The organism is Pseudomonas sp. xss_2, from assembly GCF_043104195.1.
GTDB classification, from domain to species: domain Bacteria; phylum Pseudomonadota; class Gammaproteobacteria; order Pseudomonadales; family Pseudomonadaceae; genus Aquipseudomonas; species Aquipseudomonas urmiensis.
This window is the reverse complement of sequence record NZ_JBICKL010000046.1, coordinates 47,930-71,412: the sequence shown is the minus strand read 5'-3', so window position 1 is coordinate 71,412 and position 23,483 is coordinate 47,930. Positions and strand designations below refer to the sequence as shown.

Genomic DNA, 23,483 nt, shown 5'->3' with positions numbered 1-23,483 from the left:
GGAGACACTACATCAAGGACGGGATGTGTTGAGTTTCGCTCATGTTGCCGGCGGCTGTCGACTCACATGGCAATGACCGCTGAGCAGGGTTCATCAAACTGTCACTGAACTGTGGCAGCGCGATTGAACGATTTTCATCAGACTCGCGCTCTACTGGGGATCTGCAATCTGGTGTTTCTTTCATGCGGGCTTTTCTGCTGTTTTTATTTTTCCTGTTCAGTGTGCCGGGTGCTTTCGCCGCCCAGCGTTGCGACGCGCAGGTACCTGTGCAACGGGCCGAGCTTGGCCAGGTCAGCCTGGTTTACCAAAGCGTTGGCAAACCGAGCGATCCGGTGTTGCTACTGGTGATGGGCTTGGGCGGGCAGCTCATTCACTGGCCCGACGATGTGGTCCAAGCGCTGTGCAAGCAGGGTTTTCGGGTGATTCGCTACGACAACCGCGATGTCGGGCTGTCGCGCTGGAACCAGCTACCGCCCTCGGCCAACCTTACGGTCGAGCTGTTGCGCTACAAATTCGGCTTGTCGGTGGCGGCGCCCTACACCCTGACCGACATGGCCAGCGATGGCCTGCGCCTGATGGATACGTTGCAGGTCGAGCAGTTTCATGTGCTGGGGGTGAGCATGGGCGGCATGATTGCCCAGCACCTGGCGGCGATGGCGCCAGAGCGGGTACGCAGTTTGACCTTGGTCATGTCCAGTTCTGGCGCTGCTGGGTTACCCGCGCCGAGCCCGGCACTGGTGCAGTTACTGGCGCGGCGCAGTGCGCCGAGTCGTGAGGTGGCGATCGAGCAGCAGGCTGATCTGTTGGCCGCACTGGGTAGCCCGCAGGTGCGCGATGATCGGACGGTGCTGTTGCAGCAAGCGGCTTTGGCCTATGACCGGGCGTTCAATCCAGAAGGGGCCAAGCGCCAGATCATGGCGATTCTGGCCGAGCCGAGCCGGGTCGAGCTGTTGAATCAGTTGCGGGTGCCGACGCTGGTGGTGCATGGCACGGCTGATCCGTTGCTGCCGGTGATGCATGGGGTGCATCTGGCGGCGCATATCCAGGGCAGTCAACTGCGCTTGATTCCGGGGTTGGCGCATCGGTTTCAGGAGCAGTTCAAGGCGCCGCTGCTGGGGGCGGTGTTGCCTTACCTGAAGTCACATCGCGAGGATCTGACCCATTTGGCTCGGCTGTAGATTGTCGTGGGCCGCAAAGCGGCCCCAACAATCTCAGTGTAAACGCACCCAAAGGCTGACCAGCACCGTCGCGGCCACCAACCAGGCAACCGTCGCCAGCGCCAGTGACGCTTCCAAGCGCATCCGATCGACCAGCACATACAAGGTCGCCAGATACACGAAGTACGGAATGATCGACCACATGCCAAACAGGATGGTGGTCTTCAGATCTTCTAGCGAGCGCCCCTTGCCAACGATGTAGTGCGCAATCAGGGCGAAGGTCGGAAACAGCGGCACCAGCCCGGCAATGTAGTAATTGCGCGTCTTCGACAGTATCGCCAGCAGTACCACCACGCCCGCGCCCAAGGCGGCTTTGAATAGCAGATCCACAATGTCATCCAGGTTGAGATCGAGTTCAGCCGAGGCCGTATTTTTTCACTTTGTCGAACAGCGTGGTCTTGGCCATGCCCAGCTCCAGGCTGGCCTGGCTGAGGTTGCCGCCGCTGCGCTGCAAGGCATCGCTGAGCAGGTTGCGCTCGAACGCTTCCACCGCCTCGGCAAAGCCCAGGCCCTGGCTGGCGCCACTGGTGCCGGATTTCTTGAACGCCGGTAAGCCCAGGGCATAGCGCTCGGCGACGTTACGCAGCTCACGCACGTTGCCCGGCCAGTCGTGGGCCATCAGCCGCGACAGGGTCTGGCTGTCCAGCTCCGGCACTTCACGGTCAAAGCGCAGGGCCGATTGCTGCAAGAAGTGTTCGAACAGCTGCAGGATATCTTCCCGACGCTCGCGCAAGGGCGGTAGCTCCAGGGTCACCACGTTCAGGCGGTAATACAGGTCGCTGCGGAACTGGCCGCTCTGGCCCATGGCGTCGAGGTCGGACTTGGTTGCGGCGATCACCCGGCAGTCGACCGGGATGCTCTGGTTCGAGCCAAGCCGCTCCAGGGTGCGTTCCTGAAGTACGCGCAGCAGTTTGATTTGCAGGTTCAGCGGCATGCTCTCGACTTCATCGAGGAACAGCGTGCCGCCATTGGCGTGCTCGATCTTGCCGATGCGGCGCTTGCCGGCGCCGGTAAAGGCGTTGGCTTCGTGGCCGAAGATCTCGCTTTCGAACAGGTTCTCTGGCAGGCCGCCGCAGTTGAGCGCTACGAACGGCTGGCCTTGGCGCCGGCTGAAGTCGTGCAGGCAGCGTGCGACCAGCTCTTTGCCGGTACCGGTTTCGCCTTCGATCAACACGTTGGCCGAGGTATCGGCAACGTTGGCGATCAGTTCGCGCAAGTTTTGCATGGCCGGTGAGCGGCCGATGATGCGCCCTTCTAGGGTGCTTTGGCCGGCCAACTGGCGGCGCAGCGAAAACACCTCGCGGGCCAGGCCACGTTGTTCCAGGGCGCGGCGCACCACTTCGACCAGGCGCTCTGGCGAGAAGGGTTTTTCCATGAAGTCGTAGGCGCCGTTGCGCATGGCGCCAACGGCCATGTCGATATCGCCGTGGCCAGTGATCAGCACCACCGGCAGGCTGCGGTCGCGCGCCTTGAGGCGGCTGAGCAGCTCCAGGCCATCGATGCCCGGTAGGCGGATATCGCTGACGACGATGCCGGCAAAGTCATCGCCAATGCGTTCCAGGGCCTGCTCGGCACTGCCGACGCCTTCGCAGGCGATGTCTTCCAGGGCCAATGCCTGTTGGCAGCCGAGCAGTACATGCGGGTCGTCTTCGACGATCAGTACAGTTAAAGGCGCTTGGTTCATGAATGCTCAGCCGTTTCGCTAGGGGCGTTGACCAAGGGCAGGGCGAGGACGAACGCGGTGCCGCCAGTGGCGGGGTGTTCGACGCTCAGAGAGCCTTTGGCGGCGGCGGCCAGGCTCGCCGACAAGGTCAGGCCCAGGCCCAGGCCATGCTCGCCCGGTTTGGTGGTGAAGAAAGGTTCGAACAGGTGCTTGCGCGCCTCGGCATCGATGCCGTGGCCATTGTCGCGTACGCGCAGACGATACTTGTCGCCCTGCAGCTCGCCCTCCAACCATAGCTGGGGCTGCGGCTGAGTGGCCATGGCGTCCAGGGCGTTGCCGATCAGGTTAACCAGGATCTGCTCCAGGCGGGTCTGATCGATGGCCAACTGCTGGTCATCATACTGGCTGTGCAGTTGCAGATGGCAACCGGCGATGCGATTGCCCAGCACTTGCAGGCTGGCGTCGATCGCTTTGCTCAGCGAGGCTTGGCCGCTGTCGTCGCCGCGGCGGGCGAACGAACGCAGGCTGGCGGTGATGCGGCCCATGCGGTCGATCAGGTCGTTCATGGTGCGCAGGTTGGTGCTGGCCGTTTCCAGCGCGCCGCGCTCCAGAAAACGCACGGTGTTGCCGGACAAGGTGCGCAGCGCCGCCAGCGGTTGGTTCAGTTCGTGGGCAATGCTGGTCGACATCTGGCCGATGGCCGCCAACTTGCCGGCCTGGACCAGTTCGTCCTGGGCGTGGCGCAGGGTCTGCTCGGCATGCCGGCGTTCGCGGATCTGGCCCTTGAGACGCTCGTTGCTGGCGCGTAGGTCGGCGGTGCGTTCGGCGATCTTGCGCTCCAGATGGCTGTTGGCTTCTTCCAGCGCTTCACGTGCGGCCAACCGCGTGGCGATGACTTTGCGTCGTTCGTTCCAGGCAATTGCCAGGATCGCCAGCAGGGCGAAGGCCACCCCGACCAGGATGCCCTGGACCATCGACTCGCGGCGCAGGTCCTGCAGCGGCGTCAACAGGGTGAAATGCCACGGGGTGTCGGCCAGGCGCCGGGTCTGCGCCAGGTAGGACACTTCATGGGGCTTGCCTTGGGCGGTTTCGCTGTTTGCCGGGAAAGTCAGCTTCTCGACGCCATCGGCCAGGGTTTCCCGGGCCAGGGGCTGCAACTCGTTCAGTGGCCACCAATAGTATTGCAGGCTACGGGCCAGGCGTTCTTTGGTCTGCGGGGTCAGCGGGCGTACCGACTTGAGGCGTCTGGCCGGGTCGCTGGAGAGGATGATGATGCCGTTCTCGTCGCTGACGAAAGCTTCCAGCCGCGCACGTTGCCAGCGCTCCTCAAGGGTGTCCAGGCGCACCTTGATCACCGCTACGCCAATGATCTTGCCGTGTTCTTCCAGGCCGTGGGCCAGGTAATAGCCGGCTTCGCCGGTGGTACTGCCGATGCCGTAGAAGCGTCCAGGCTCGCCGCGCACGGCATCCTGGAAGTAGGCACGAAACGACAGGTCTTCGCCGAGGAACGAGTCGGCATCGCGCCAGTTGCTGGTGGCTTGTACCCGGCCGCTGGTGTCGAGGACGAAGATCGCCCGGCTGCGACTGCGGCGGTTCAAGCCTTCCAAGTATTCGTTGACGACCTGGCGGGAGCCGCCGTCGGTGTCGGTCAGCAAGTGCGAGACGCTGTCTTCGAGCTCCAGCAGGCTGGGCAGGTAGGTGTACTTGCTGATTTCACTCTCGACCGTGCGCGCGTGCAGCTCCAGCTGGCGCTCGCCATTCTCGCTCAACGCGCGCACGCCATTGCTCTCGCTGACCAGATAGCCAAGCAGGCCCAAGCCGACCATCAGCAGGACGATCAAGGGGGGCAGCAGCAATTGACGGATCAGGCGGGATTTCACGGCGGGTTGGGCAGGGCGCAGAAGCGAGGGGTCGCATTTCATCACAGTGGCCTTGTCACGACCAGCATCGGCTGCCCGGTGGGGGACCGGACAGCCGCTGCCGTGGCCGACTTAGTGTTGCAGGATCTTGCTGAGGAAGTGCTGGGTACGTTGGTCGCGGGCCGTCTGGTCGCCGAAGAACTCTTCCTTGGTGCAGTCTTCGATGATATTGCCCTTGTCCATGAAGATCACCCGGTTGGCGACCTTGCGGGCAAAGCCCATCTCGTGGGTCACGCACATCATGGTCATGCCTTCGTGGGCCAGTTGCACCATCACATCGAGCACTTCACTGACCATTTCCGGGTCCAGCGCCGAGGTCGGTTCGTCGAACAGCATGACGATCGGGTCCATCGACAGCGCGCGGGCGATCGCCACACGTTGCTGTTGGCCGCCGGAGAGCTGGCCAGGGTGCTTGTGCGCGTGCGCCGACAGGCCGACTCGCTCAAGCAGGGCCAGGCCTTTCTTGGTGGCTTCTTCCTTGCTGCGACCGAGCACCTTGATCTGTGCGATGGTCAGGTTCTCGGTGATGGTCAGGTGCGGGAACAGCTCGAAGTGCTGGAATACCATGCCAACCCGCGAACGCAGCTTGGGCAAGTTGGTCTTGGGGTCGGAGATCGAGGTGCCGTCGACCACGATGTCGCCTTTCTGGAACGGCTCCAGGGCGTTGACGCACTTGATCAGGGTGGATTTTCCCGAGCCGGATGGGCCGCAGACCACCACCACTTCGCCCTTTTTGACATCGGTGGTGCAGTCGGTGAGCACCTGGAAGTCGCCGTACCACTTGTTGACGTTCTTGATGGAAATCATACGGTGATCCTTTTTTGCAGGCGCTTGACCAGCCATGAAGCGGAGAAGCTGATGAGGAAGTAGACGACACCGGCGAAGATCAGGAACTCATGCGAGCGGCCAATGATGTCGCCGTTCGAGCGTGCCGAGTTGAGGAAGTCGACCAGGCCCACGGTGTACACCAGCGAGGTGTCCTGGAACAGGATGATGCTCTGCTGCAGCAGCAGTGGGGTCATCTTGCGAAACGCCTGCGGCAGGATGATCAGGCGCATGGTCTGGCTGTAGTTCATGCCCAGGGCTTGGGCGGCGCCCATCTGGCCCTTGGAGATCGACTGCACGCCAGCACGGACGATTTCGCAGAAGTAGGCGGCCTCGAACATCATGAATGCCACCACGCACGAGGTGAAGGCGCCCACCGGGGTGTCTTCGCCGGTGATCCAGCGCAGCACGAACGGCACTGCCAGGTAGAACCAGGTGATCACCAACAGCAGCGGGATCGAGCGGAAGTAGTTGACGTAGGCGCCGGCGACATTGGACAGCAGTTTGTTCGACGACAGACGCATCAGCGCCAGGATGGTGCCCAGGGCGATACCGCCAACCACGCCCATGACCATCAGCTTGAGGGTCATGACCATGCCTTCCCAGAGGGCCGGCAGGGCAGGGATGATTTCGCTGAAATCCATTTCCATCATTTACCCCCCACAGAGATCAGGCCGGGCACCGAGACTTTCTTCTCGACCATGCGCATCAGCAGCATCAGGCCCATGTTCAGGGTGAAATAGATCAGGGTAGCCAGGGTGAACGCCTCGAACAGGTTGGCGGAGAACTCGGCGGTTTGCTTGGTCTGCGCCAGCAACTCCATCAGGCCGATCAGCGAGGCCACCGAAGAGTTCTTGAACACGTTCAAGAATTCCGAGGTAAGCGGCGGAATGATGATCCGGTAGGCTTGCGGCAGCAGCACGTTGTTGTAGATCTGCGCCAGGCTGAAGCCCATCGCCCGGGCGGCGGCTTCCTGGCCGCGGGGCAGCGCCTGGATACCGGTACGCACCTGTTCGCAGACCCGCGCAGCGGTGAACAGGCCCAGGCAAATGACCACGCTGATCAGCGCCGAGGTGGTCGGGTTGAGGTCTTGCTTGAACCATTCCTGCAGGCCCTCTGGCAGCAGGTCCGGCACCAGGAAGTACCAGATGAACAGCTGCACCAGCAGCGGTACGTTGCGGAACAGCTCGACGTAGGCGGTGGCAATCCCTGACACCAGGCGGTTTGGCACGGTACGCATCACGCCGAGCAGCGAGCCCAGCAGCAAGGCGATGATCCAGGCGGTGATGGCAATGGCGATGGTCCAGCCTAGACCGGTGATGTACCAGTCCAGGTAGGTTTCGCTACCCACGCCGGTGGACTTGAAGAATACGCCCCAGTCCCAGTTGTAATTCATCGGGATTTCCCCTCAGACGGTTGTTTCACGGGCACCTTCGAACATCCAAGGGCGGCGAGCGCCCTCGGATGAAAGGTTAGACACTAACGAGTGGCCTGCAGGGTTAATTCATGCGCATGTTGAGCGCCAGGCCACTATTTGCGACTCAGGACTTCTTCTCGTCCGCCGCTTTGTCGGTCGGGTTGGCGATCAGTTCCTTGAGCTCGTCGCTCATCGGGAACTGCAGGTTCAGGCCTTTTGGCGGGATTGGCTGGGAGAACCACTTGTCGTAGATCTTGTTGATCTCGCCCGACTTGTACAGCGCAACGATGGCCTCATCGACGGCCTTCTTGAACGCGTCGTCACCCTTGCGCACCATGCAGCCGTAGATCTCGTAGGACTGTGGAGTGCCGGTGATGACCCAGTCGGCAGGCTTGCGCGCCTTGGCCATTTCGCCGGCGAGCAGGGCATCGTCCATCATGAAGGCTACGGCGCGGCCGCTTTCGAGCATGTTGAAGGCTTCGCCGTGGTCTTTTGCCGAGATCACGTTCATCTTCATCTGCTTGTCGGCGTTCATCGCCTTGAGGATGCGCTCAGAGGTGGTGCCAGCGGTGGTTACCACGTTCTTGCCAGCCAGGTCGGGGAAGTCTTTGTAGGCCGGTTGACCGTCCTTGACCTTGGTCAGCAGGCGGGTACCGACTTCGAAGATGCCGACCGAGAAGCCGACTTGCTGCTGGCGTTCGACGTTGTTGGTGGTCGAGCCGCACTCGACGTCGACAGTGCCGTTTTGTACCAGTGGGATACGGGTCTGCGAGGTGACCAGGTTGTAGCGGGCCTTGAGGTTAGGAGCGTCGAGCTGCTTTTTCAGGTGCTCGACGATGGCCAGCTGGATGTCGTGGGAGTAGCCCACGGGCTCCGGCTTGCCTGCCAGGTAGGAAAATGGAATGGAGGAGTCACGGTGCCCCAGGGTGATGGTGCCCGAATCCTTGATCTTCTTCAGGGTGCCGGTCAGCTCTTCAGCCATGGCCGGCGAAGCGATCACAGCGGCCGCGATGGCGGCGCCCAGCAATTGACGAACGATACGCATCAAATTTTCCTCGACGTGTTTGTTTTTTTTATGGAGCCGTTGGCGGACTCTTTCGTTCAACGAATACAGCATGAAGCGGTGCATTCGGCTTCCAAGTGTAGAGCATGAGTCGTGCCAAGCTCTGACTATGATCATAACGCCGCGAAATTACTGGGGATTGCTCTTTTTTTAACAATCCGTGATGGATTGCGGTGTCCGTGTTTCCGAACGGGTGTCAGTAGATTGTTCGGAAATCCGAATGCGTGATTCGGGTGCGCCCCTTGGCTAGATGTAACTACCGCAGCGGGTGGGCCCGTAGATGGTTTCGTGCAGCTTTCCCATCAGGCAGTTGCTCATGACCCTAACCCCCTTTCCCACCGACTCCATCGATGCGCTGATGGCCAAACGGATTCCGTCCTGGCTGCGACAGTCTAGCGTCGACCTATTGAGCGCATTGCATCGCGCGATGCATAACCAGCAGTCAAATGCCCATGAGGTGAAGGCGCTGCTTGCCCCTGTGCCGTTGTTGGATCAATTCGTTCAGCCCAAGCTGGCATCTGCTCTACGCAACCGTTACGGGGTCGATGTCGATGTGCGTAACGCCAAGCTGCGCAGTGTGAAGCAAGTGGTCTTGCCTCCGGTATTGGTGACTACTCCCTCACCAAAATACACAGAGATATCCACTCGGCCACTATTGGCCTGCGCGCTGCATAACTTCACTGCTAGTGAAGTCCATGCCCCTGCATTGACTGACGTGGCGTTGATCGACGCTCGTGGCCGCCCTATACCCATCCGTTATGCCGATTTTGTCCGGTTGTGTCGTGAACTTGATCTGGGTGGACAATATCAAGCTGCCCTGCGCAAGCAACTGGCACTGGATCAAGGGGCTGCGAGCCAGGAGCGGCAACGTGTGCAAGGGCTGATGGAGGAGGCCCAGCGCTTGCAATTGGAGGTCGCCGTTCGCCTTGCTGGCATAAAAGGTGAGATCGATCAGCAAAGCTTTCAGCAGCTGATGCCGGTCATCTCTGCCACGCCCATCGTGCCGGCCGACCCGGCTCAGTTGCGCTATCGCCAGTTGTTCTTGTTGGGCAAGCGCATCGAGGGCGTGGTAGTCATCGAAGTACGCGAGCACACGGTAGGCGCAGCCTTGCAAGGGTTGATCGTGTGGATGCCTGACGACCCTGTGCAAGCCGTGCAGGAGTTTCCGTCATGGTGGGCATTTTATCAGGCACTGGCGTTACGCCTGCGAGATCAGGCCTTTGTGCGGTATTTCGCGAGGTTTATCCGTGAGCGCGACCGCGTGGGGTTTTTCAGTGTATTGAATGCGCGGCAAGCAGCTGGTGGCGCGCAGTCGGCAATTGAACTCGATGGTCGCGACTTTGCCATCGATCGACCGTTGTTCACCTACCTGCAAGCTTTGCGCATCGACAAGATCCTCGACGACGCGCGGGTATTGGCAGTGCCTACTGGCGATGAGGATGCGCAGCTTCGCGCAAGCCGGCTGCAAGGGTACAAGGACGCTGGCCTGACGTTGCTGAATCTGGCTGGGTTGTTTGTGCCGGTACTGGGTGAAGTGATGCTCGGCGTCGCCGCTGTGCAGCTTGCCGAAGAGGTCTATGAGGGGTATCAGGATTGGCAGCTAGGTGATCGGCAGGCCGCGCTGGGGCATTTGTTCAACGTTGCGCAGAACATCCTGGAGGGCGCAGTGGTAGCTGCTGGGGTCGCAGCGGCGGGCCAGGTGCTCAAGCGGGTTGCGTTCGTCGACGAATTGGTGCCCATTCGTACAGACAGCGGCCGTCTCAAGCTCGCGGCTGGCGATCTTGCTGCCTACCGGGTGAGTGATAAAGCAACGACTGTGGGCGAGAGAACCCGCCATGATGGTCAGTGGCAGATGCGCGTGCATGAGGGCAGTTTCCGGCTTGCTGCGGATACCGACGGTGAGCACCTGCGCATCGCTCATCCGCAACGCCATGACGCTTATCGGCCAATGCTGGAGCATAACGGTGCTGGCGGCTGGCGTCATACCCTTGAATACCCTCAGAAGTGGACTGGAGAAAGCTATCTTCTGCGCCGACTAGGCTCTGAACTGGCCGATGTGTCTGATGACGAGGCGCGCTATCTGTTGCAGTGCACAGGGTTCGATGAAGCTCAATTACGCCTACTCCATGCGCAGAATGCGCCTGCTCCGGCGCGCCTGCTCGACGCGCTGCAGCGCCATCGGCTGCACCAGGCACATCCAGAGCTGCGCGATGATGCTTTCGAGGCACTGTTCGTTTCCCTGCAGGTGGGCGAGCAGGATGCAGAGCGGCAGTTGCGTCGTGATTTCGCCGGGCTTTCGTTAAGGGGCGCGAAAGAGATCGTGCAACAGACGGACAGTGCGCAGGTGGAACATATGCTTGAGACCAAGAGAGTACCCTTGGCCATGGCCGAGCGCGTTCGCTGGTATCTGCGCGACAGCCGTATCGATCGAGCCTGTGCCGGTTTGCAACAAGCCCAGGCAATCAGTGGCGATACCGAAAGACTCGCTGTGGGGCTGATTGATACGCTAGCGCCGTGGAGTCCCTCGATGCGAATAGAGGTGCGCGAAGGTAGTGCTCAAGGGCCCTTGTTGACCCAGTTAGGCAATGAGCAGGCCACACAGGTTCGCTGCATTGTCAGGGGCTCGACTGGCTACGGCGTTTTTGAAGAGTCGGGAGGGTTGCTGGCCACTGCTAGTGCTTCGGACAGTTTGCAGCAGGCGCTGCTAATGACCATGGACGAGGGGCAGAAGTTGGCGCTGGGTGATCAACAGCTCGATGTTCAGGGGTTGACCGAGCGCTTGGCCAGCGAAGCGGCGAGGCAGCGCGAACAGGTATCAACGCTGATCGGACAGGCGCCGGTCGGCTTGGGTGTGCGGCCGCCGGTGCGCTTTGCTGACGGGCGTCTGGGTTATCCACTCAGTGGTCATGTGCAAAGTCGGGGGCAGGCAAGTCGACGAGGATTGCAGCAGATTTTCCCGACGCTGAGCGATGTCCAGTTGCAAAACTATCTTCTGGATCTTATTGCTCGGCAGATCGACCCCTGGGAGCACTACAGCGACTTGCACCAGCAGCTGAGCCAATTGCGGCTGGTACTCAGTCAATGGCGCAGTAGGGAATCTGGTGTACTTTCATTGCTCCGGCGTTATCGGGTGGCGGCTACGCTGCGCCGTTGCTGGCGGCGCAAAATCGGTTTGCGTGAAGATGGCGGTTATCAGCTGGAAATCCGGGGTGAGCAGGTCGGGGTTTTGCCCAGTTTGCCGCAGGGGCTGGAGTTCAGTCATGTTACCCACCTGACATTGCGCAATATGGCTTTGGCAGAACTGCAGCCTGATTTCCTCCCGCGCTTTACGCGCTTGAGGCAGCTCGACCTGCGGGACAATCGCCTGACCAACATTCCTGAGGGTATAGAGCAGTTGACTGAGTTGCGGCAACTGAATCTGGCGAATAATCAAATATTCATGACCATCACGGGCAACGGCCGCCTGCAAGCACTGACTCAGCTGCGGGTGTTGGACCTTAGCGGTAATCAGCTAGGGCGGGCGCCCGATACCAGGCAAATGGTTCAACTGCGCAGTCTGGACCTGAGCTCCACTGGGCTCACGCGGTGGCCCGAGGGTCCCCAGCAAGTGCCTTGGCAGGGAATGGTCGACTTGCGAGCCAATCAGATTCGCCAGCTCAATCGAGAAAACCAAGCCTTGCGCCGTGCCATCCAGCGACTGTCGTTGCATGACAACCCGCTGGATGATGCCAGTGCAGCATACTGGAGTGAGGCATCCAGTGCGCGGAGCGATACCCACTCGGGCAGTCAGGGCAATTTCGCTTTGCGCCATCAGCTGGTTCAAGAGGCCGATCGCGAGCGCTGGTTGGCGGGGTTGACAGTGGCGCGGCGACAGCAGCGTGAGGCGCAGTGGCAGCGACTGCAGGCAGAGCCCAATTCCAGCGGTTTTTTTCGCTTTCTGCGCGATTTTGCCCATACCGATGACTTTGCCCGACATCCGTCGTATTACCGTGGACGAGTATGGCAAATAGTCGATGCCTGCGAGCAGAACAGCGAGGTACGTGAGCAGTTGTTCGTGCTGGCCGCAGGCAGGCGCACATGTGAGGACCGCTTGTTGTTGGTGCTCAGTCAGATGGAAGTGCGTGAATTGATCCATCGGTACAGCACTGGCGTTTCAGCAATCCAGACTGAGCAGCCGTTGATGCGTGTGGGCCGCGCATTGTTCCGGCTAGACGAGGTAGACCAGATAGCCGCGCGAAGGATCGCTGACATCCGCGCCAGAGGCCTGGATGTCGATGACATCGAAGTTTATTTGAGCTATCGCTATCGCTTGGCTACTTCCCTGGGCTTGCCGGGCCAGCCAACCACGGTGCACTACGAAGCTTACAGTGGCTTGACGGCTGCCGACATCAACAATGCCAGGATCGAGGTGCTACGTGCAGAGAGCAACGAGCGCTTGGCTCAGTCACTGGCAGGTCAAGACTTCTGGAAAGACTATCTGCGCAATACCTATGAACAGCAGTTCACCACGCTGGCCGAGGAGTATTACGCTCCATTGGCGCAGTACGAGGCATTGGCCAGCAAAGGCGAGTTGCAGGAGGAGGAGTTGATACGGCTCAGCGCTGCACAGATGAATGATTATCACGCCGCAGAGCGCGAGCTGATCCTCAAGCTTACAGGCCAGGCCTATGAGCGCTGGCCAGTCTGAGGCAGATCAGCCAGCGATCACTCACAGAGATGCGGCTGGCTCAGGCCGCCTGGACCCGAGCCTGCTTTTGTTCGGCAGTGTGCAGGTAGGCTTGGAGGGTTTGTTGTTCGGCCTCTGATGTGAACAGGCCCAGCTTGGTTCGCCGCCACAGGATGTCCTGTGCGCTGAGCGCCCATTCTTCACTGCGCAGGTAGTCCACTTCACGGCCGAACAGCCCGCCACCAATCGCCTGGCCGAGATCATCCGGGCCCTGCACGCCTTCGAGCAGGCGCCACACGCGGCTGCCGTAGGTCGTTGCCCAGCGCTTGGCGATATCCACTGGCAACCAACCATGCTGGGCAAGGATGGCGTCGGTCAGTGCTTGAGCAGTGGTCATGCTCTCGCCGCCTGGCAGCGGCGCACTGGCAGTCCAGCTACCGCGCATCTGGGTGAAAAATGGCTTGAGCTCGGCCATCGCCGACTCGGCCAGCTTGCGGTAGGTGGTGAGCTTGCCGCCGAACACCGACAGCAGTGGCGCCTGGCCTTCGCTGGCAGACAGCGCCAAGGTGTAGTCGCGGGTGACTGCCGAGGGGTTGTCCGACTCGTCATTGCACAGCGGGCGCACGCCGGAGTAGGTGTGCAGGATGTCGGCACGGCTGAGCTGATGGTTGAAGTGCTGGTTAACCACCTTGAGCAAGTAGTCGGTTTCGCCTTCGGTGATTTTCACTTGCGCCGGGTCGCCGCTGTATTCACGGTCGGTGGTGCCGATCAGGGTGAAACGCCCGAGGTAGGGGATAGCGAAAACAATGCGCTGATCTTCATTCTGCAGGATGTAGGCGTGCTCGCCTTCGTATAGGCGCGGCACGATGATGTGGCTGCCTTGAATCAAGCGGATACCGTATGGCGCATCGAGCTTGAGGTCATCTTTGATGAAGCTGGCGACCCAGGGGCCTGCGGCGTTGACCAGGGCGCGGGCGCGGATAGTCTGCAGGCTGCCATCGGCGTGCTGCAATTCGACTTGCCACAGGCCATCGATGCGCTCGGCACGCAGGCAACGGGTGCGGGTATGAATATCAGCGCCCTTTTCACGCGCGGCCATGGCGTTGAGTACCACCAGGCGTGCATCGTCAACGGCGCAGTCGGCATATTCGAAACCGCGGGTGATGGCCGGCTTGAGCGGGTTGCCAGGGCCAAAGCGCAGGCTGCGCGAAGCACCCAGGCGTTTACGCTTGCCCAGGTGATCGTAGAGGAACAGGCCAGCGCGAATCATCCAGGCCGGGCGCAGGTGCGGGCGATGAGGCAGGACGAAACGCATTGGCTTGACGATGTGTGGCGCCTTGGCCAGCAATACTTCACGTTCGGCCAAGGCCTCACGCACCAGGCGAAACTCGTAGTGCTCCAGGTAACGCAAGCCGCCATGGATCAGCTTGCTGCTGGCGGAGGAGGTGTGCTGGGCCAGATCGTCCTTTTCGCAAAGGAACACTTTCAGGCCACGTCCGGCAGCGTCGGCGGCAATGCCCACGCCATTGATACCGCCACCGATCACGGCAAGATCGTAGCAGTCGGCGAGGGTAGGCTGGGACGAAACGGGCTGGGACACGGGCAAGGCCTCCTAAAGGCTGTTCACATCGAATATGAACATCAATGTTCGTTTCCGAAAATACTAGCGCAACAGAACGGCTATCGCCAGTCAGTCTTCATAGAAAAAACTGATCAGATGACGATAAAGTGAACATTTATGAACATTTGCGACGAGCGTGCATGAGCTCAGGATTGTGGGGCCGCAAAGCGGCCCCAACGCAGCTCACACCACTTCGAGGCGAATCTTGTGCTGGGTCAGCAACTGGTTCAGGGCGGGGGAGGGGGGCTGGTCGGTCACCAGGCAGTCGACCAGATTGATCGAGCCCAGGCGGACCATGGCATTACGCCCGTACTTGCTGGAGTCGGCGGCGAGGATGACCTGGCGTGCATTGGCGATGATCGCCTGGGATACGCGCACTTCCTGGTAATCGAAATCGAGCAGGCTGCCATCTTCATCGATACCGCTGATGCCCACTAGGGCGAAGTCGACCTTGAACTGGTTGATGAAGTCGACGCTGGCCTGGCCGACCACTCCCCCATCGCGGCGCACCGTGCCGCCGGCTACCAAGACTTCGAAATCGTCCTTGGCGCTGAGGATCGAGGCCACGTGCAGGTTATTGGTGATGACCTTGAGGTGATTGTGATTGAGCAGCGCGCGGGCGATCGATTCGGTAGTGGTGCCGATATTGATGAACACCGAAGCGTGATCGGGAATCTGCAGGGCCACGGCTTCAGCAATGCGCTGCTTCTCGTCGCGCATCTGGTCGGCGCGCATGGCGTAGGCAGTGTTCTCGATGCTTGAGTCGTACGCCGCACCGCCGTGGTAACGGCGCAGCAGGTTGATCTCGGCCAGTTGGTTGATGTCGCGTCGGATGGTTTGCGGGGTAACGACGAACAACTGCGCCATTTCTTCGATACTGACGTAGCCGCGTTCGCGCACCAGTTCGAGGATTTGTTGTTGGCGGGGGGGCAGATTCATGGGCGGTCCTTTGGGGCTGCCGGACAAATGCTGCAATGATGCCGTAGGAAAGGGATGACGGCCAGCAAAGGAAGCTTGCGCAGCTCATCGCGGGCCAGACCCCTCCCACGTGTTCAGCATAAGTGCACGTGGGAGCGGGCTGGCCCGGCGATTAGTCGATGAAGGCTGAATCAGGCCTCGTGATCTTCCCAATCACGGGTGCGCTCGATGGCTTTCTTCCAGCCAGCGTAGAGCTTCTCTTTCTGCGTCTCATCCAGCTGTGGGCTGAATTCGCGCTCGATGATCGCCTTGTCGCGCAACTCGTCCAGGCCGCTCCAGAAGCCGCACGCCAGGCCCGCCAGGTAAGCGGCGCCCAGGGCGGTGGTCTCGCGCATCTGCGGCCGCTCGACACAGGTGCCGAGGATGTCGGCCTGGAACTGCATGAGGAAGTTGTTGGCCACCGCACCGCCGTCTACGCGCAGCTCGCTCAGGCGCTGGCCGCAGTCTTGCTGCATGGCGTCGAGCACGTCGCGGGTCTGGTAGGCGATCGACTCGAGTGCTGCGCGGATGATGTGATCGACCTTGACTCCACGGGTCAGGCCGAACAACGCGCCACGGGCATACGGATCCCAGTACGGCGCGCCCAGGCCGGTGAAGGCCGGTACCAGGTAGACGCCGTTGCTGTCCTTGACCTTGCTGGCAAAGTACTCGGTGTCCAGCGCATCGTTGACGATCTTGAGTTCGTCACGCAGCCACTGCACGGTCGAGCCGCCATTGAAGACCGCGCCCTCCAGGGCATAGGCCACTTCACCGCGCGGGCCGCAGGCGATGGTAGTGAGCAGGCCATGCGACGAGGTCACGGCTTTGTCGCCCGTGTTCATCAGCAGGAAACAGCCGGTGCCGTAGGTGTTCTTGGCCTGACCGGCCTCCACGCACATCTGGCCGAACAACGCCGACTGCTGGTCACCAGCGATACCGGCGATGTCGATGCCGCTCTTGGTCTGGCCGTAGACCTCGGAGGAGGAGCGCACCTGCGGCAGCATCTGGCGCGGTACGCCGAGCAGTTGCAGGAGTTTCTCGTCCCATTGCAGGGTATGTATGTTGAACATCAAGGTGCGCGAGGCGTTGGTGTAGTCGGTGACATGCACCTTGCCGCCGGAAAATTTCCAGATCAGCCAGGTATCGACGGTGCCGAACAGCAACTCGCCACGCTCGGCGCGCTCGCGTACACCTTCGACGTTATCCAGGATCCACTTGAGCTTGGTGCCGGAGAAGTACGGGTCGGTGACCAGGCCGGTGGTCTCGCGGATATAGCTTTCATGGCCGTCGCGCTTGAGCTGGGCGCAGATCTCGGTGCTGCGCCGGCACTGCCATACGATAGCGTTGTAGACCGGGCGGCCGGTTTCCTTGTCCCAGACCACGGTGGTTTCGCGCTGGTTGGTGATGCCGATCGCAGCGACCTGGGCGTGACTGATCCCCGCCTGGGCCAGGGCCTCGACCATGGTCGCGCTCTGGGTGGCGAAGATTTCCATTGGGTCGTGCTCGACCCAGCCGGCCTGTGGGTAGTGCTGGGCGAACTCGCGCTGGGAGGTGCCGACCACATTGGCGTCACGGTCGAAAATGATGGCCCGCGAACTGGTGGTGCCCTGGTCCAGGGCGATGATGTAGTTCTTGTCCTGGGTGTCTGTCATGTCGGTGGCCTTGCACAAAAAGGGGTAGGTCAGGCTGACCGGGCAATCGGCCCGGCATGCTTTGAGGTGTCCGAATCAGGAAACCTGCGCATCGCTCTGAGGATTATCGTCTGTTTGCAGGTTCGCGGTTTGCGCCATGGGCAAATTGCGCGCGATCAGGCCGCGGTAAACCGCCGCGCCCAGGCATGCGCCCACGATCGGTGCGAACACCGGAACCAGGAAATAGGGAATGTCGCGTCCGCCGGTAAAGGCGATTTCGCCCCAGCCAGCGAGGAAAGTCATCAGTTTTGGGCCCAAATCTCGGGCGGGGTTCATGGCAAAGCCGGTGAGCGGGCCCATGGCACTGCCAATCACCGCAATCAGCAGGCCGATCAGCAGTGGCGCCATCGCCCCGCGGGGCAGGCCGTTGTTGTCATCGGTGAGGGCCATGATCACCGCCATGAGAATCGCCGTGATGATCATCTCGACCAAAAATGCCTGGCCGATCGACAGGGCAGGATGGGCATAGGTGGAGAACACCGAGGCCAGTTCCAGGCTTGCCTCGCTGCCACGCAACATGGCGTGGGCCTGTTCGAAATCGAAGAACAGATTGCTGTACAGGGTGTAGACCAGGGCGGCGCCGCAGAAGGCACCACAGACCTGGGCAAGGATATAGAAGGGGAGTTTGCGCTTGTCGAAACCGGCGAACAGGCTCAAGGCAATGCTCACCGCAGGGTTCAAGTGGGCGCCGGAAACCCCGGCAGTGAGGTAGATCGCCATGCTCACGCCTACCCCCCAGATGATGCTGATTTCCCACAGGCCGAAGCTGGCGCCAGCGACCTTGAGCGCGGCGACGCAACCTGTGCCGAAAAAGATAAGTAGGGCCGTGCCCAGAAATTCGGCCATGCATTGGCCAGAAAGCGTTGGTTCGCGTAGAGCAGTCGTCATGTATGACCTCGGTTCTTGTTGTTGTGAGGCGCAAGGCGCTCGACAGCAAGGCCCAGAGTCGATCCCCATTGACCCCGGGCGGATAAGCGAAAGCGCACCTTAAAAGTGCACCATTTATTCAGAAACGAAAAAATATAGGCAAGAAACGCTCATGTCAAAGGTCGAAAGTGAACGGTCAGCCATAATCTGACTAACTGCAACAAGACTGACTATTCCGATAACTCGTCGCGATCAGGCGACAGACTGGCTGGCTCAAGCCTTTTCACCTAAAGTAGCCGCCGACCTGTACTTGCTCGGAGCCCTGCATGACCCCCGCTCTCGATCTGCTGAAAAAGGCCCGCGCCGAACACCGCGTGCACAGCTATGAACATGATCCCAAATCTGCTTCGTATGGCCTGGAAGCGGCGGAAAAGCTCGGGCTAGACCCGGTGCAGGTGTTCAAGACACTGCTGGCCAGCAGCGAGAAAGGCGAATTGCTGGTGGCGGTGGTGCCGGTGGGCGGCACCCTGGACCTCAAGGCGTTGGCGCAGGCGGCCGGGGTCAAGAAGTGCGAAATGGCTGATCCGGCGGCGGCGCAGCGGGCCACGGGATACTTGGTCGGCGGGATCAGCCCGTTGGGGCAGAAAAAGCGTTTGCGCACGTTTATCGATCAGTCAGCGCAACAGTTCGAAACGATTCACGTCAGTGCTGGGCGGCGTGGGTTGGAGGTGGAGCTGGCTGCGGCAGTGCTGGCTGAGCATACCCAAGGCACCTTTGCCGAGATTGGCCGGGGCTAGATGGATAAGGGCCTGCTGCGCAGGCCATTGCAGGTAAGCCAGCTCCTATAGGCTCAGTGCTGTAGGCACTGGCTTGTCAGGTTGCCGAGCTGTAGCGGCGAACGCCATTCTCCTGGCGTGGCAACTGCGCCGCGACACTGCCAGGCACAGCGAACAACACAAGGTGATCGGCCTTCACTGCAATCCCCACATCCTGGCCGACCTGATGATCGACATGGCTGGGGAAAATCGCCTCGAGCTGGCTACCGGTAGCCAGTTGCAGGCGGTACAAGGTCGACGCACCGAGGAAGCTCTTGCCGACGATGCTCGCGCGCAGTTCGCTGTCTGGCGCATGGACGATGTCGTCCGGGCGCAGCAGCACGTCTACCGAACTGCCCGGCGCCATGATGTAGGCGCGATCGCCACGCAGTTCGCCCAGCTCGGTATTGACCACTTCGTGGCTGAGCATCTGCCCACGGATGAAGTAGCCCTGGCCGATGAAGCTGGCAACGAAGGGCGTCTGCGGTTCGTGGTAGAGGTTGTAGGGCGTGTCCCACTGCTCCAGGCGACCTTCCTTGAACACTCCGACCTGATCGCTGACGGCGAATGCCTCTTCCTGGTCATGGGTGACCAGAATGGCGCTGGTGCCGCGGCTTTTGAGAATGTCGCGCACTTCATGGCTCAGGCGCCGACGCAGTTCGACGTCGAGGTTGGAGAATGGCTCATCGAGCAGCAGCAATTGCGGCTCAGGGGCCAAAGCGCGGGCCAGGGCCACGCGCTGTTGCTGGCCACCGGACAACTCATGCGGATAGCGCCCACCGAGGCCACCGAGCTTGACCAGCTCGAGCATCTCCTCGACCACTTCACCCTGGCGCGGGTGCTTGCCAATGCCGAAGGCAATGTTCTGCGCCACGGTCAGGTGGGGGAACAGCGCGTAGTCCTGGAACACCATGCCGATCCGGCGTTTTTCCGGCGACAGGGTAAAGCCTGCGCGCGAGATCACTTCGCCCGCGAGCTGGATCTCACCCTCGTGCACCGGCTCGAAGCCGGCAATGGCACGCAGGGTGGTGGTCTTGCCGCAACCCGAGGACCCCAGCAGGCAACCGATGTCGCCTGCATTGAGGTGCAAGTTGAGGTTCTGGACGATGCGCTGGTTGCCATAGCCGCAGGCCAGGTTGCGCAGGTTAAGCAGTAGCGGTTGACTCATGCGTGGTGGTAAGCCGGTTCGACAAGGAATTCGAGAAGGGCCTTCTGCGCATGCAGGCGGTTTTCAGCCTGGTCCCAAGCGACCGAACGCGGGTCGTCGAGCAGGTCCTGGCTGATTTCCTCGCCACGGTGGGCGGGCAGGCAGTGCATGAACAGGGCATCGGGTGCTGCCAGGTCGAGCAGTTCGCGGGTGACCTGGTAAGGCGCGAAATGCGCCAGGCGCCGTGCAGTTTCCTCTTCTTGACCCATGGAAGTCCAGACATCGGTGGTCACCAGATGCGCGCCGGCCACGGCTTGCTTGGGATCACGAACGATCTGCACACGCTCGCCAGCCAGGGCCAGGAAGCGTGGATCGGGCTCGTAGCCCTCGGGGCAGGCGATGCGCAGCTGGAAGTCGAACTGCTGGGCGGCTTCGATATAGGAGTTGCACATGTTGTAGCCATCGCCGATCCAGGCCACGGTCTTGCCCTGGATCGAGCCGCGATGCTCCAGATAGGTTTGCATGTCGGCCAGCAGTTGGCAGGGGTGCGACTCATCGGAAAGGCCATTGATCACCGGCACCCGCGAATGCGCGGCGAACTCGGTGAGGATGCTGTGGTGATGGGTACGGATCATCACCGCATCGAGCATGCGCGACATGACGATGGCGCTATCGGAAATCGGCTCGCCACGGCCCAGTTGGGTGTCACGTGGCGACAGGAAGATAGCCTGGCCGCCGAGCTGGATCATGCCGGCTTCGAACGACAGGCGGGTACGGGTCGATGATTTTTCGAAAATCATCCCAAGCACGCGGTTCTTCAGCGGCTCGAACAGCACGCCGCGACTACGCAGGTCCTTCAGCTCGATGCCTCGACGGATCACGCCGAGCAATTCGTCAGCAGTGAAATCCATCAGGGAGAGAAAGTGCCTAGCGCTCATGATTGACTACCTTATCTGCAACGGTTTGCAGGTCGACCGTATGGTTTTATTGACAACGGGAGTGACCTGCGGCGTAAGCCGCACGGGGCGGACGAAATAGGGGAAAGGCGCAATACTATAATTAAATGTCGCCTGAAACCAAGAGGGGAAACCGCGTCTCTGTATCAACGGGTGTCGTAACCCTCTGGTGGGGTACTGTTTTTTATTTACTACAGGGGTTGTACACGGGGCGCGGGGGCGTTGGCAAACCCTGTGTCGTGAATCGTATGCCTGATGGCGCGCGATTCACGCGGCAAAGCCCGCTGGCGAGAGGTTGAGGGTGGGCGCATAGTCGAAGGCTCACAACAACAAGGCAGAGGCGGCCATGACCACGACCCTGCATCACCGAGCCTGTCACCTGTGCGAGGCCATTTGCGGCCTGAACATCGAGATTGCCCATGAAAGCGACGGCCAGGCGCGCATTGCCTCGATCAAGGGCGACCCTCAGGATCCTTTCAGCCGTGGCCACATCTGCCCCAAGGCGGTGGCGCTGCAGGATATCCAGCAAGATCCAGACCGCCTGCGCCAGCCGCACAGGCGTGTGGGCGATCGCTGGGAGCCTATCGGCTGGGACCAGGCGTTTGCCTTGGCCGCCGACAAACTGTGGGACATTCAGCAACGTTATGGGCGCAATGCGGTGGGCGTGTACCAGGGCAACCCCAGCGTGCACAACTACGGCTTGATGACCCACAGCAATTATTTCCTTGGCCTGCTGAAGACGCGCAATCGCTTTTCGGCCACTTCGGTTGACCAGTTGCCTCAGCACCTGACCAGCTTTCTGATGTACGGCCACGGCCTGTTGCTGCCGATCCCGGATATCGATCACACCGATTACATGCTGATACTGGGGGGGAATCCGCTGGCCTCCAACGGCAGCATCATGACCGTGCCGGATGTCGAGAAACGCTTGAAGGCCTTGCGGGCGCGGGGCGGGCGGCTTGTGGTGGTCGACCCTCGACGCAGCGAGACAGCCAACATGGCTGATCGGCATCTGTTCATTCGGCCAGGCGGTGACGCCGCGTTGCTGTGCGGCCTGCTCAATACCCTGTTCAGCGAGGATCTGGCCAAGGGCTCGCATTTGCCGGTCAATGGCCTGGAGCAGGTACGCGAGGCGATTGCGCCGTTCAGCGCTGAGCGCATGAGCCCACTGTGCGGGGTGGCCGCCGAGCAGATTCGCCTGCTGGCGCGTGAGTTCGCTGGCGCCGGGCGGGCAGTCTGTTACGGGCGAATGGGCGTCTCGACCCAGGCCTTTGGTAGCTTGTGCCATTGGCTGGTGCAGGTGATCAACCTGGTCACCGGCAATCTTGACCGCCAAGGCGGGGCGTTGTGCACCGAACCTGCGGTGGATCTGGTCGCCAGTACCGCCGGTGGGCACTTCAATGCCTGGCAAAGTCGCGTGTCTGGCTTGCCGGAGTATGGCGGTGAGTTGCCGGTGGCAGCCTTGGCAGAAGAGCTGCTTGAGCCTGGCGAAGGGCAGGTGCGGGCCTTGATAACGGTAGCCGGCAACCCGGTGTTGTCCACGCCCAATGGCCGACAGCTGGACCAGGCGCTGGCGGGCCTTGAGTTCATGCTCAGCATCGATCTGTATATCAACGAGACCACCCGCCATGCCGACCTGATCCTGCCGTCGACCTCGGCGTTGGAGAACGATCACTACGACACCACCTTCAACTTGCTGGCCGTGCGTAACGTCACGCGCTTCAACCGGGCGATCCTGGCCAAGCCTGAGGGTGCACTGCACGACTGGGAGATTTTCGTCGGCCTGGCCAAGGCCTTCGCCGAGCGTGCTGGCGTGGAACTCAAGCAGACCCTGCCGCCCGCCCAGATGATCGACCTGGCTTTGCGTAAAGGCCGTCATGGTGAGGGCTCGACATGGCAGTTGTCGTTGGAAACCCTCGATCGGTTTCCTCATGGGCTCGACCTCGGGCCTTTACAGCCGAACCTGGCGGCGCGTTTGCGCACCGCCAGCCAGGCCGTCGAAGCGGCGCCGCAGTTGCTACTGGACGATTTGCGCCGGTTGGCTGAGCAGGTGCCACCGGCGGTGGACGAGTTGCTGTTGATAGGACGTCGACATGTGCGCAGCAACAACTCCTGGATGCATAACTTCCACCGCTTGGTTAAAGGCAAGCCCCGTCATCAGTTGCTGATGCACCCGCAGGACCTCGCCCAGCGGCAGCTGACGGACGGTCAATGGGTGCGGATCCGTTCGCGGACTGGGGTCGTCGAGGTTCAGGTGCAATCGAGTGAGGAGATGATGCCGGGTGTGGTCAGCTTGCCACATGGTTATGGGCATGGGCGCCAGGGCGTGCAGCTGCACATCGCCGGGGCGCAGCCTGGAGTGAGTGCCAATGACCTGACCGATGAGCATTTGCGCGATGCAGTGTCGGGCAATGCGGTGTTGAATGGGGTGCCGGTGAAGGTGGAGGCGGCTTGATTCTTCTGCTGATGGGGTTGGCTCTTTCGTTAGCTAACGTGGATGCCCGAGGGAGCAGGATTGCCCCGCGATAGCGTTGTTTGCGATGACGCTATCGCGGGGCAAGCCCGCTCCCACGTTGCTAGGCGTTGTTGAAGACTGAACCGTCCACCATCCTTCGCAAATGCTGCCCTAACTGCTCCAACTCAGGTGCTGTAAGGTCCA

Annotated in this window: 17 protein-coding genes; 4 read left to right on the top strand and 13 right to left on the bottom strand. The window is 61.0% G+C overall.

What is annotated here, in order from left to right:
• The first annotated feature begins 182 nt into the window (after nucleotides 1-182).
• Nucleotides 183-1,178, top strand: coding sequence for an alpha/beta hydrolase (locus ACF8K2_RS09645; protein ID WP_312151247.1), 996 nt, complete (start codon nucleotides 183-185; stop codon nucleotides 1,176-1,178).
• A 33-nt stretch (nucleotides 1,179-1,211) separates the two neighbouring features.
• Here ACF8K2_RS09645 and ACF8K2_RS09640 read toward each other — a convergent pair whose 3' ends face one another.
• The 7 genes from ACF8K2_RS09640 to ACF8K2_RS09610 all read right to left on the bottom strand — a co-directional run bounded on the left by ACF8K2_RS09640 (nucleotide 1,212) and on the right by ACF8K2_RS09610 (nucleotide 8,086).
• Entirely contained in the window at nucleotides 1,212-1,547 is a 336-nt protein-coding gene (locus ACF8K2_RS09640; RefSeq protein ID WP_186556192.1) for a GlpM family protein, read from the bottom strand.
• Nucleotides 1,548-1,572: 25 nt separating this feature from the next.
• Complete coding sequence (locus ACF8K2_RS09635; RefSeq protein ID WP_392464556.1) at nucleotides 1,573-2,901, bottom strand: sigma-54-dependent transcriptional regulator; 1,329 nt, start codon at nucleotides 2,899-2,901, stop codon at nucleotides 1,573-1,575.
• A complete protein-coding gene (locus tag ACF8K2_RS09630) occupies nucleotides 2,898-4,802 on the bottom strand; it encodes an ATP-binding protein (protein WP_186556194.1) in 1,905 nt (634 codons plus the stop codon). The genes ACF8K2_RS09635 and ACF8K2_RS09630 overlap by 4 nt, the downstream gene beginning before the upstream one ends.
• Before the next feature lie 69 nt (nucleotides 4,803-4,871).
• On the bottom strand, nucleotides 4,872-5,606 hold the full coding sequence (locus ACF8K2_RS09625; protein WP_119138855.1) for an amino acid ABC transporter ATP-binding protein: 735 nt from the start codon (nucleotides 5,604-5,606) through the stop codon (nucleotides 4,872-4,874).
• Nucleotides 5,603-6,274 carry an amino acid ABC transporter permease gene (locus ACF8K2_RS09620; protein ID WP_368971417.1) on the bottom strand — a complete coding sequence of 224 codons (672 nt, stop codon included), beginning with the start codon at nucleotides 6,272-6,274 and terminating at the stop codon, nucleotides 5,603-5,605. The genes ACF8K2_RS09625 and ACF8K2_RS09620 overlap by 4 nt, the downstream gene beginning before the upstream one ends.
• On the bottom strand, nucleotides 6,274-7,020 hold the full coding sequence (locus ACF8K2_RS09615) for an amino acid ABC transporter permease (protein WP_186556195.1): 747 nt from the start codon (nucleotides 7,018-7,020) through the stop codon (nucleotides 6,274-6,276). Before ACF8K2_RS09615 ends, ACF8K2_RS09620 begins: the two co-directional genes overlap by 1 nt.
• Nucleotides 7,021-7,165: 145 nt before the next feature.
• The gene (locus ACF8K2_RS09610) at nucleotides 7,166-8,086 is read right to left on the bottom strand and encodes a glutamate/aspartate ABC transporter substrate-binding protein (protein WP_186556196.1); all 921 of its coding nucleotides are present in this window, start codon (nucleotides 8,084-8,086) and stop codon (nucleotides 7,166-7,168) included.
• Nucleotides 8,087-8,420: 334 nt separating this feature from the next.
• Between ACF8K2_RS09610 and ACF8K2_RS09605 the strand changes: the two genes are divergently transcribed.
• Nucleotides 8,421-12,791 (top strand): NEL-type E3 ubiquitin ligase domain-containing protein, encoded by a 4,371-nt coding sequence (locus tag ACF8K2_RS09605; RefSeq protein ID WP_392464554.1) that lies wholly within the window; start codon nucleotides 8,421-8,423, stop codon nucleotides 12,789-12,791.
• 40 nt (nucleotides 12,792-12,831) lie between these two features.
• On the opposite strand, the gene glpD is transcribed toward ACF8K2_RS09605, so the two are convergent.
• The 4 genes from glpD to ACF8K2_RS09585 form a co-directional block, all read right to left on the bottom strand.
• The gene (glpD, locus tag ACF8K2_RS09600) at nucleotides 12,832-14,370 is read right to left on the bottom strand and encodes a glycerol-3-phosphate dehydrogenase (protein WP_392464553.1); all 1,539 of its coding nucleotides are present in this window, start codon (nucleotides 14,368-14,370) and stop codon (nucleotides 12,832-12,834) included.
• A gap of 204 nt (nucleotides 14,371-14,574) precedes the next feature.
• Complete coding sequence (gene glpR, locus ACF8K2_RS09595; RefSeq protein ID WP_392464552.1) at nucleotides 14,575-15,330, bottom strand: DNA-binding transcriptional repressor GlpR; 756 nt, start codon at nucleotides 15,328-15,330, stop codon at nucleotides 14,575-14,577.
• Between the two features lie 170 nt (nucleotides 15,331-15,500).
• A complete protein-coding gene (gene glpK / locus ACF8K2_RS09590) occupies nucleotides 15,501-17,000 on the bottom strand; it encodes a glycerol kinase GlpK (RefSeq protein WP_186556200.1) in 1,500 nt (499 codons plus the stop codon).
• Between the two features lie 75 nt (nucleotides 17,001-17,075).
• Nucleotides 17,076-17,927 carry an MIP/aquaporin family protein gene (locus ACF8K2_RS09585; RefSeq protein ID WP_186556201.1) on the bottom strand — a complete coding sequence of 284 codons (852 nt, stop codon included), beginning with the start codon at nucleotides 17,925-17,927 and terminating at the stop codon, nucleotides 17,076-17,078.
• Between the two features lie 305 nt (nucleotides 17,928-18,232).
• Between ACF8K2_RS09585 and ybaK the strand changes: the two genes are divergently transcribed.
• Nucleotides 18,233-18,703 carry a Cys-tRNA(Pro) deacylase gene (gene ybaK, locus ACF8K2_RS09580; protein WP_186556202.1) on the top strand — a complete coding sequence of 157 codons (471 nt, stop codon included), beginning with the start codon at nucleotides 18,233-18,235 and terminating at the stop codon, nucleotides 18,701-18,703.
• A 76-nt stretch (nucleotides 18,704-18,779) separates the two neighbouring features.
• Here ybaK and ACF8K2_RS09575 read toward each other — a convergent pair whose 3' ends face one another.
• Nucleotides 18,780-19,889 (bottom strand): ABC transporter ATP-binding protein, encoded by a 1,110-nt coding sequence (locus tag ACF8K2_RS09575; protein WP_392464550.1) that lies wholly within the window; start codon nucleotides 19,887-19,889, stop codon nucleotides 18,780-18,782.
• On the bottom strand, nucleotides 19,886-20,806 hold the full coding sequence (argF, locus tag ACF8K2_RS09570; protein WP_312155438.1) for an ornithine carbamoyltransferase: 921 nt from the start codon (nucleotides 20,804-20,806) through the stop codon (nucleotides 19,886-19,888). The genes ACF8K2_RS09575 and argF overlap by 4 nt, the downstream gene beginning before the upstream one ends.
• A 364-nt stretch (nucleotides 20,807-21,170) precedes the next feature.
• Between argF and ACF8K2_RS09565 the strand changes: the two genes are divergently transcribed.
• Nucleotides 21,171-23,279, top strand: coding sequence for a molybdopterin oxidoreductase family protein (locus ACF8K2_RS09565; RefSeq protein ID WP_392464549.1), 2,109 nt, complete (start codon nucleotides 21,171-21,173; stop codon nucleotides 23,277-23,279).
• The last annotated feature ends 204 nt before the right edge of the window (nucleotides 23,280-23,483 follow it).

Excerpts from the sequence above, each read along its gene's own strand:
- ybaK (WP_186556202.1), top strand. The coding sequence starts at position 18,233 with ATGACCCCCGCTCTCGATCTGCTGAAAAAGGCCCGCGCCGAACACCGC.
- glpK (WP_186556200.1), bottom strand. The coding sequence starts at position 17,000 with ATGACAGACACCCAGGACAAGAACTACATCATCGCCCTGGACCAGGGC.
- ACF8K2_RS09610 (WP_186556196.1), bottom strand. The coding sequence starts at position 8,086 with ATGCGTATCGTTCGTCAATTGCTGGGCGCCGCCATCGCGGCCGCTGTG.
- ACF8K2_RS09575 (WP_392464550.1), bottom strand. The coding sequence starts at position 19,889 with ATGAGTCAACCGCTACTGCTTAACCTGCGCAACCTGGCCTGCGGCTAT.
- ACF8K2_RS09615 (WP_186556195.1), bottom strand. The coding sequence starts at position 7,020 with ATGAATTACAACTGGGACTGGGGCGTATTCTTCAAGTCCACCGGCGTG.
- glpR (WP_392464552.1), bottom strand. The coding sequence starts at position 15,330 with ATGAATCTGCCCCCCCGCCAACAACAAATCCTCGAACTGGTGCGCGAA.
- ACF8K2_RS09605 (WP_392464554.1), top strand. The coding sequence starts at position 8,421 with ATGACCCTAACCCCCTTTCCCACCGACTCCATCGATGCGCTGATGGCC.
- ACF8K2_RS09585 (WP_186556201.1), bottom strand. The coding sequence starts at position 17,927 with ATGACGACTGCTCTACGCGAACCAACGCTTTCTGGCCAATGCATGGCC.
- ACF8K2_RS09645 (WP_312151247.1), top strand. The coding sequence starts at position 183 with ATGCGGGCTTTTCTGCTGTTTTTATTTTTCCTGTTCAGTGTGCCGGGT.
- ACF8K2_RS09635 (WP_392464556.1), bottom strand. The coding sequence starts at position 2,901 with ATGAACCAAGCGCCTTTAACTGTACTGATCGTCGAAGACGACCCGCAT.
- ACF8K2_RS09630 (WP_186556194.1), bottom strand. The coding sequence starts at position 4,802 with ATGAAATGCGACCCCTCGCTTCTGCGCCCTGCCCAACCCGCCGTGAAA.
- ACF8K2_RS09620 (WP_368971417.1), bottom strand. The coding sequence starts at position 6,274 with ATGGAAATGGATTTCAGCGAAATCATCCCTGCCCTGCCGGCCCTCTGG.
- ACF8K2_RS09625 (WP_119138855.1), bottom strand. The coding sequence starts at position 5,606 with ATGATTTCCATCAAGAACGTCAACAAGTGGTACGGCGACTTCCAGGTG.
- ACF8K2_RS09565 (WP_392464549.1), top strand. The coding sequence starts at position 21,171 with ATGACCACGACCCTGCATCACCGAGCCTGTCACCTGTGCGAGGCCATT.
- argF (WP_312155438.1), bottom strand. The coding sequence starts at position 20,806 with ATGAGCGCTAGGCACTTTCTCTCCCTGATGGATTTCACTGCTGACGAA.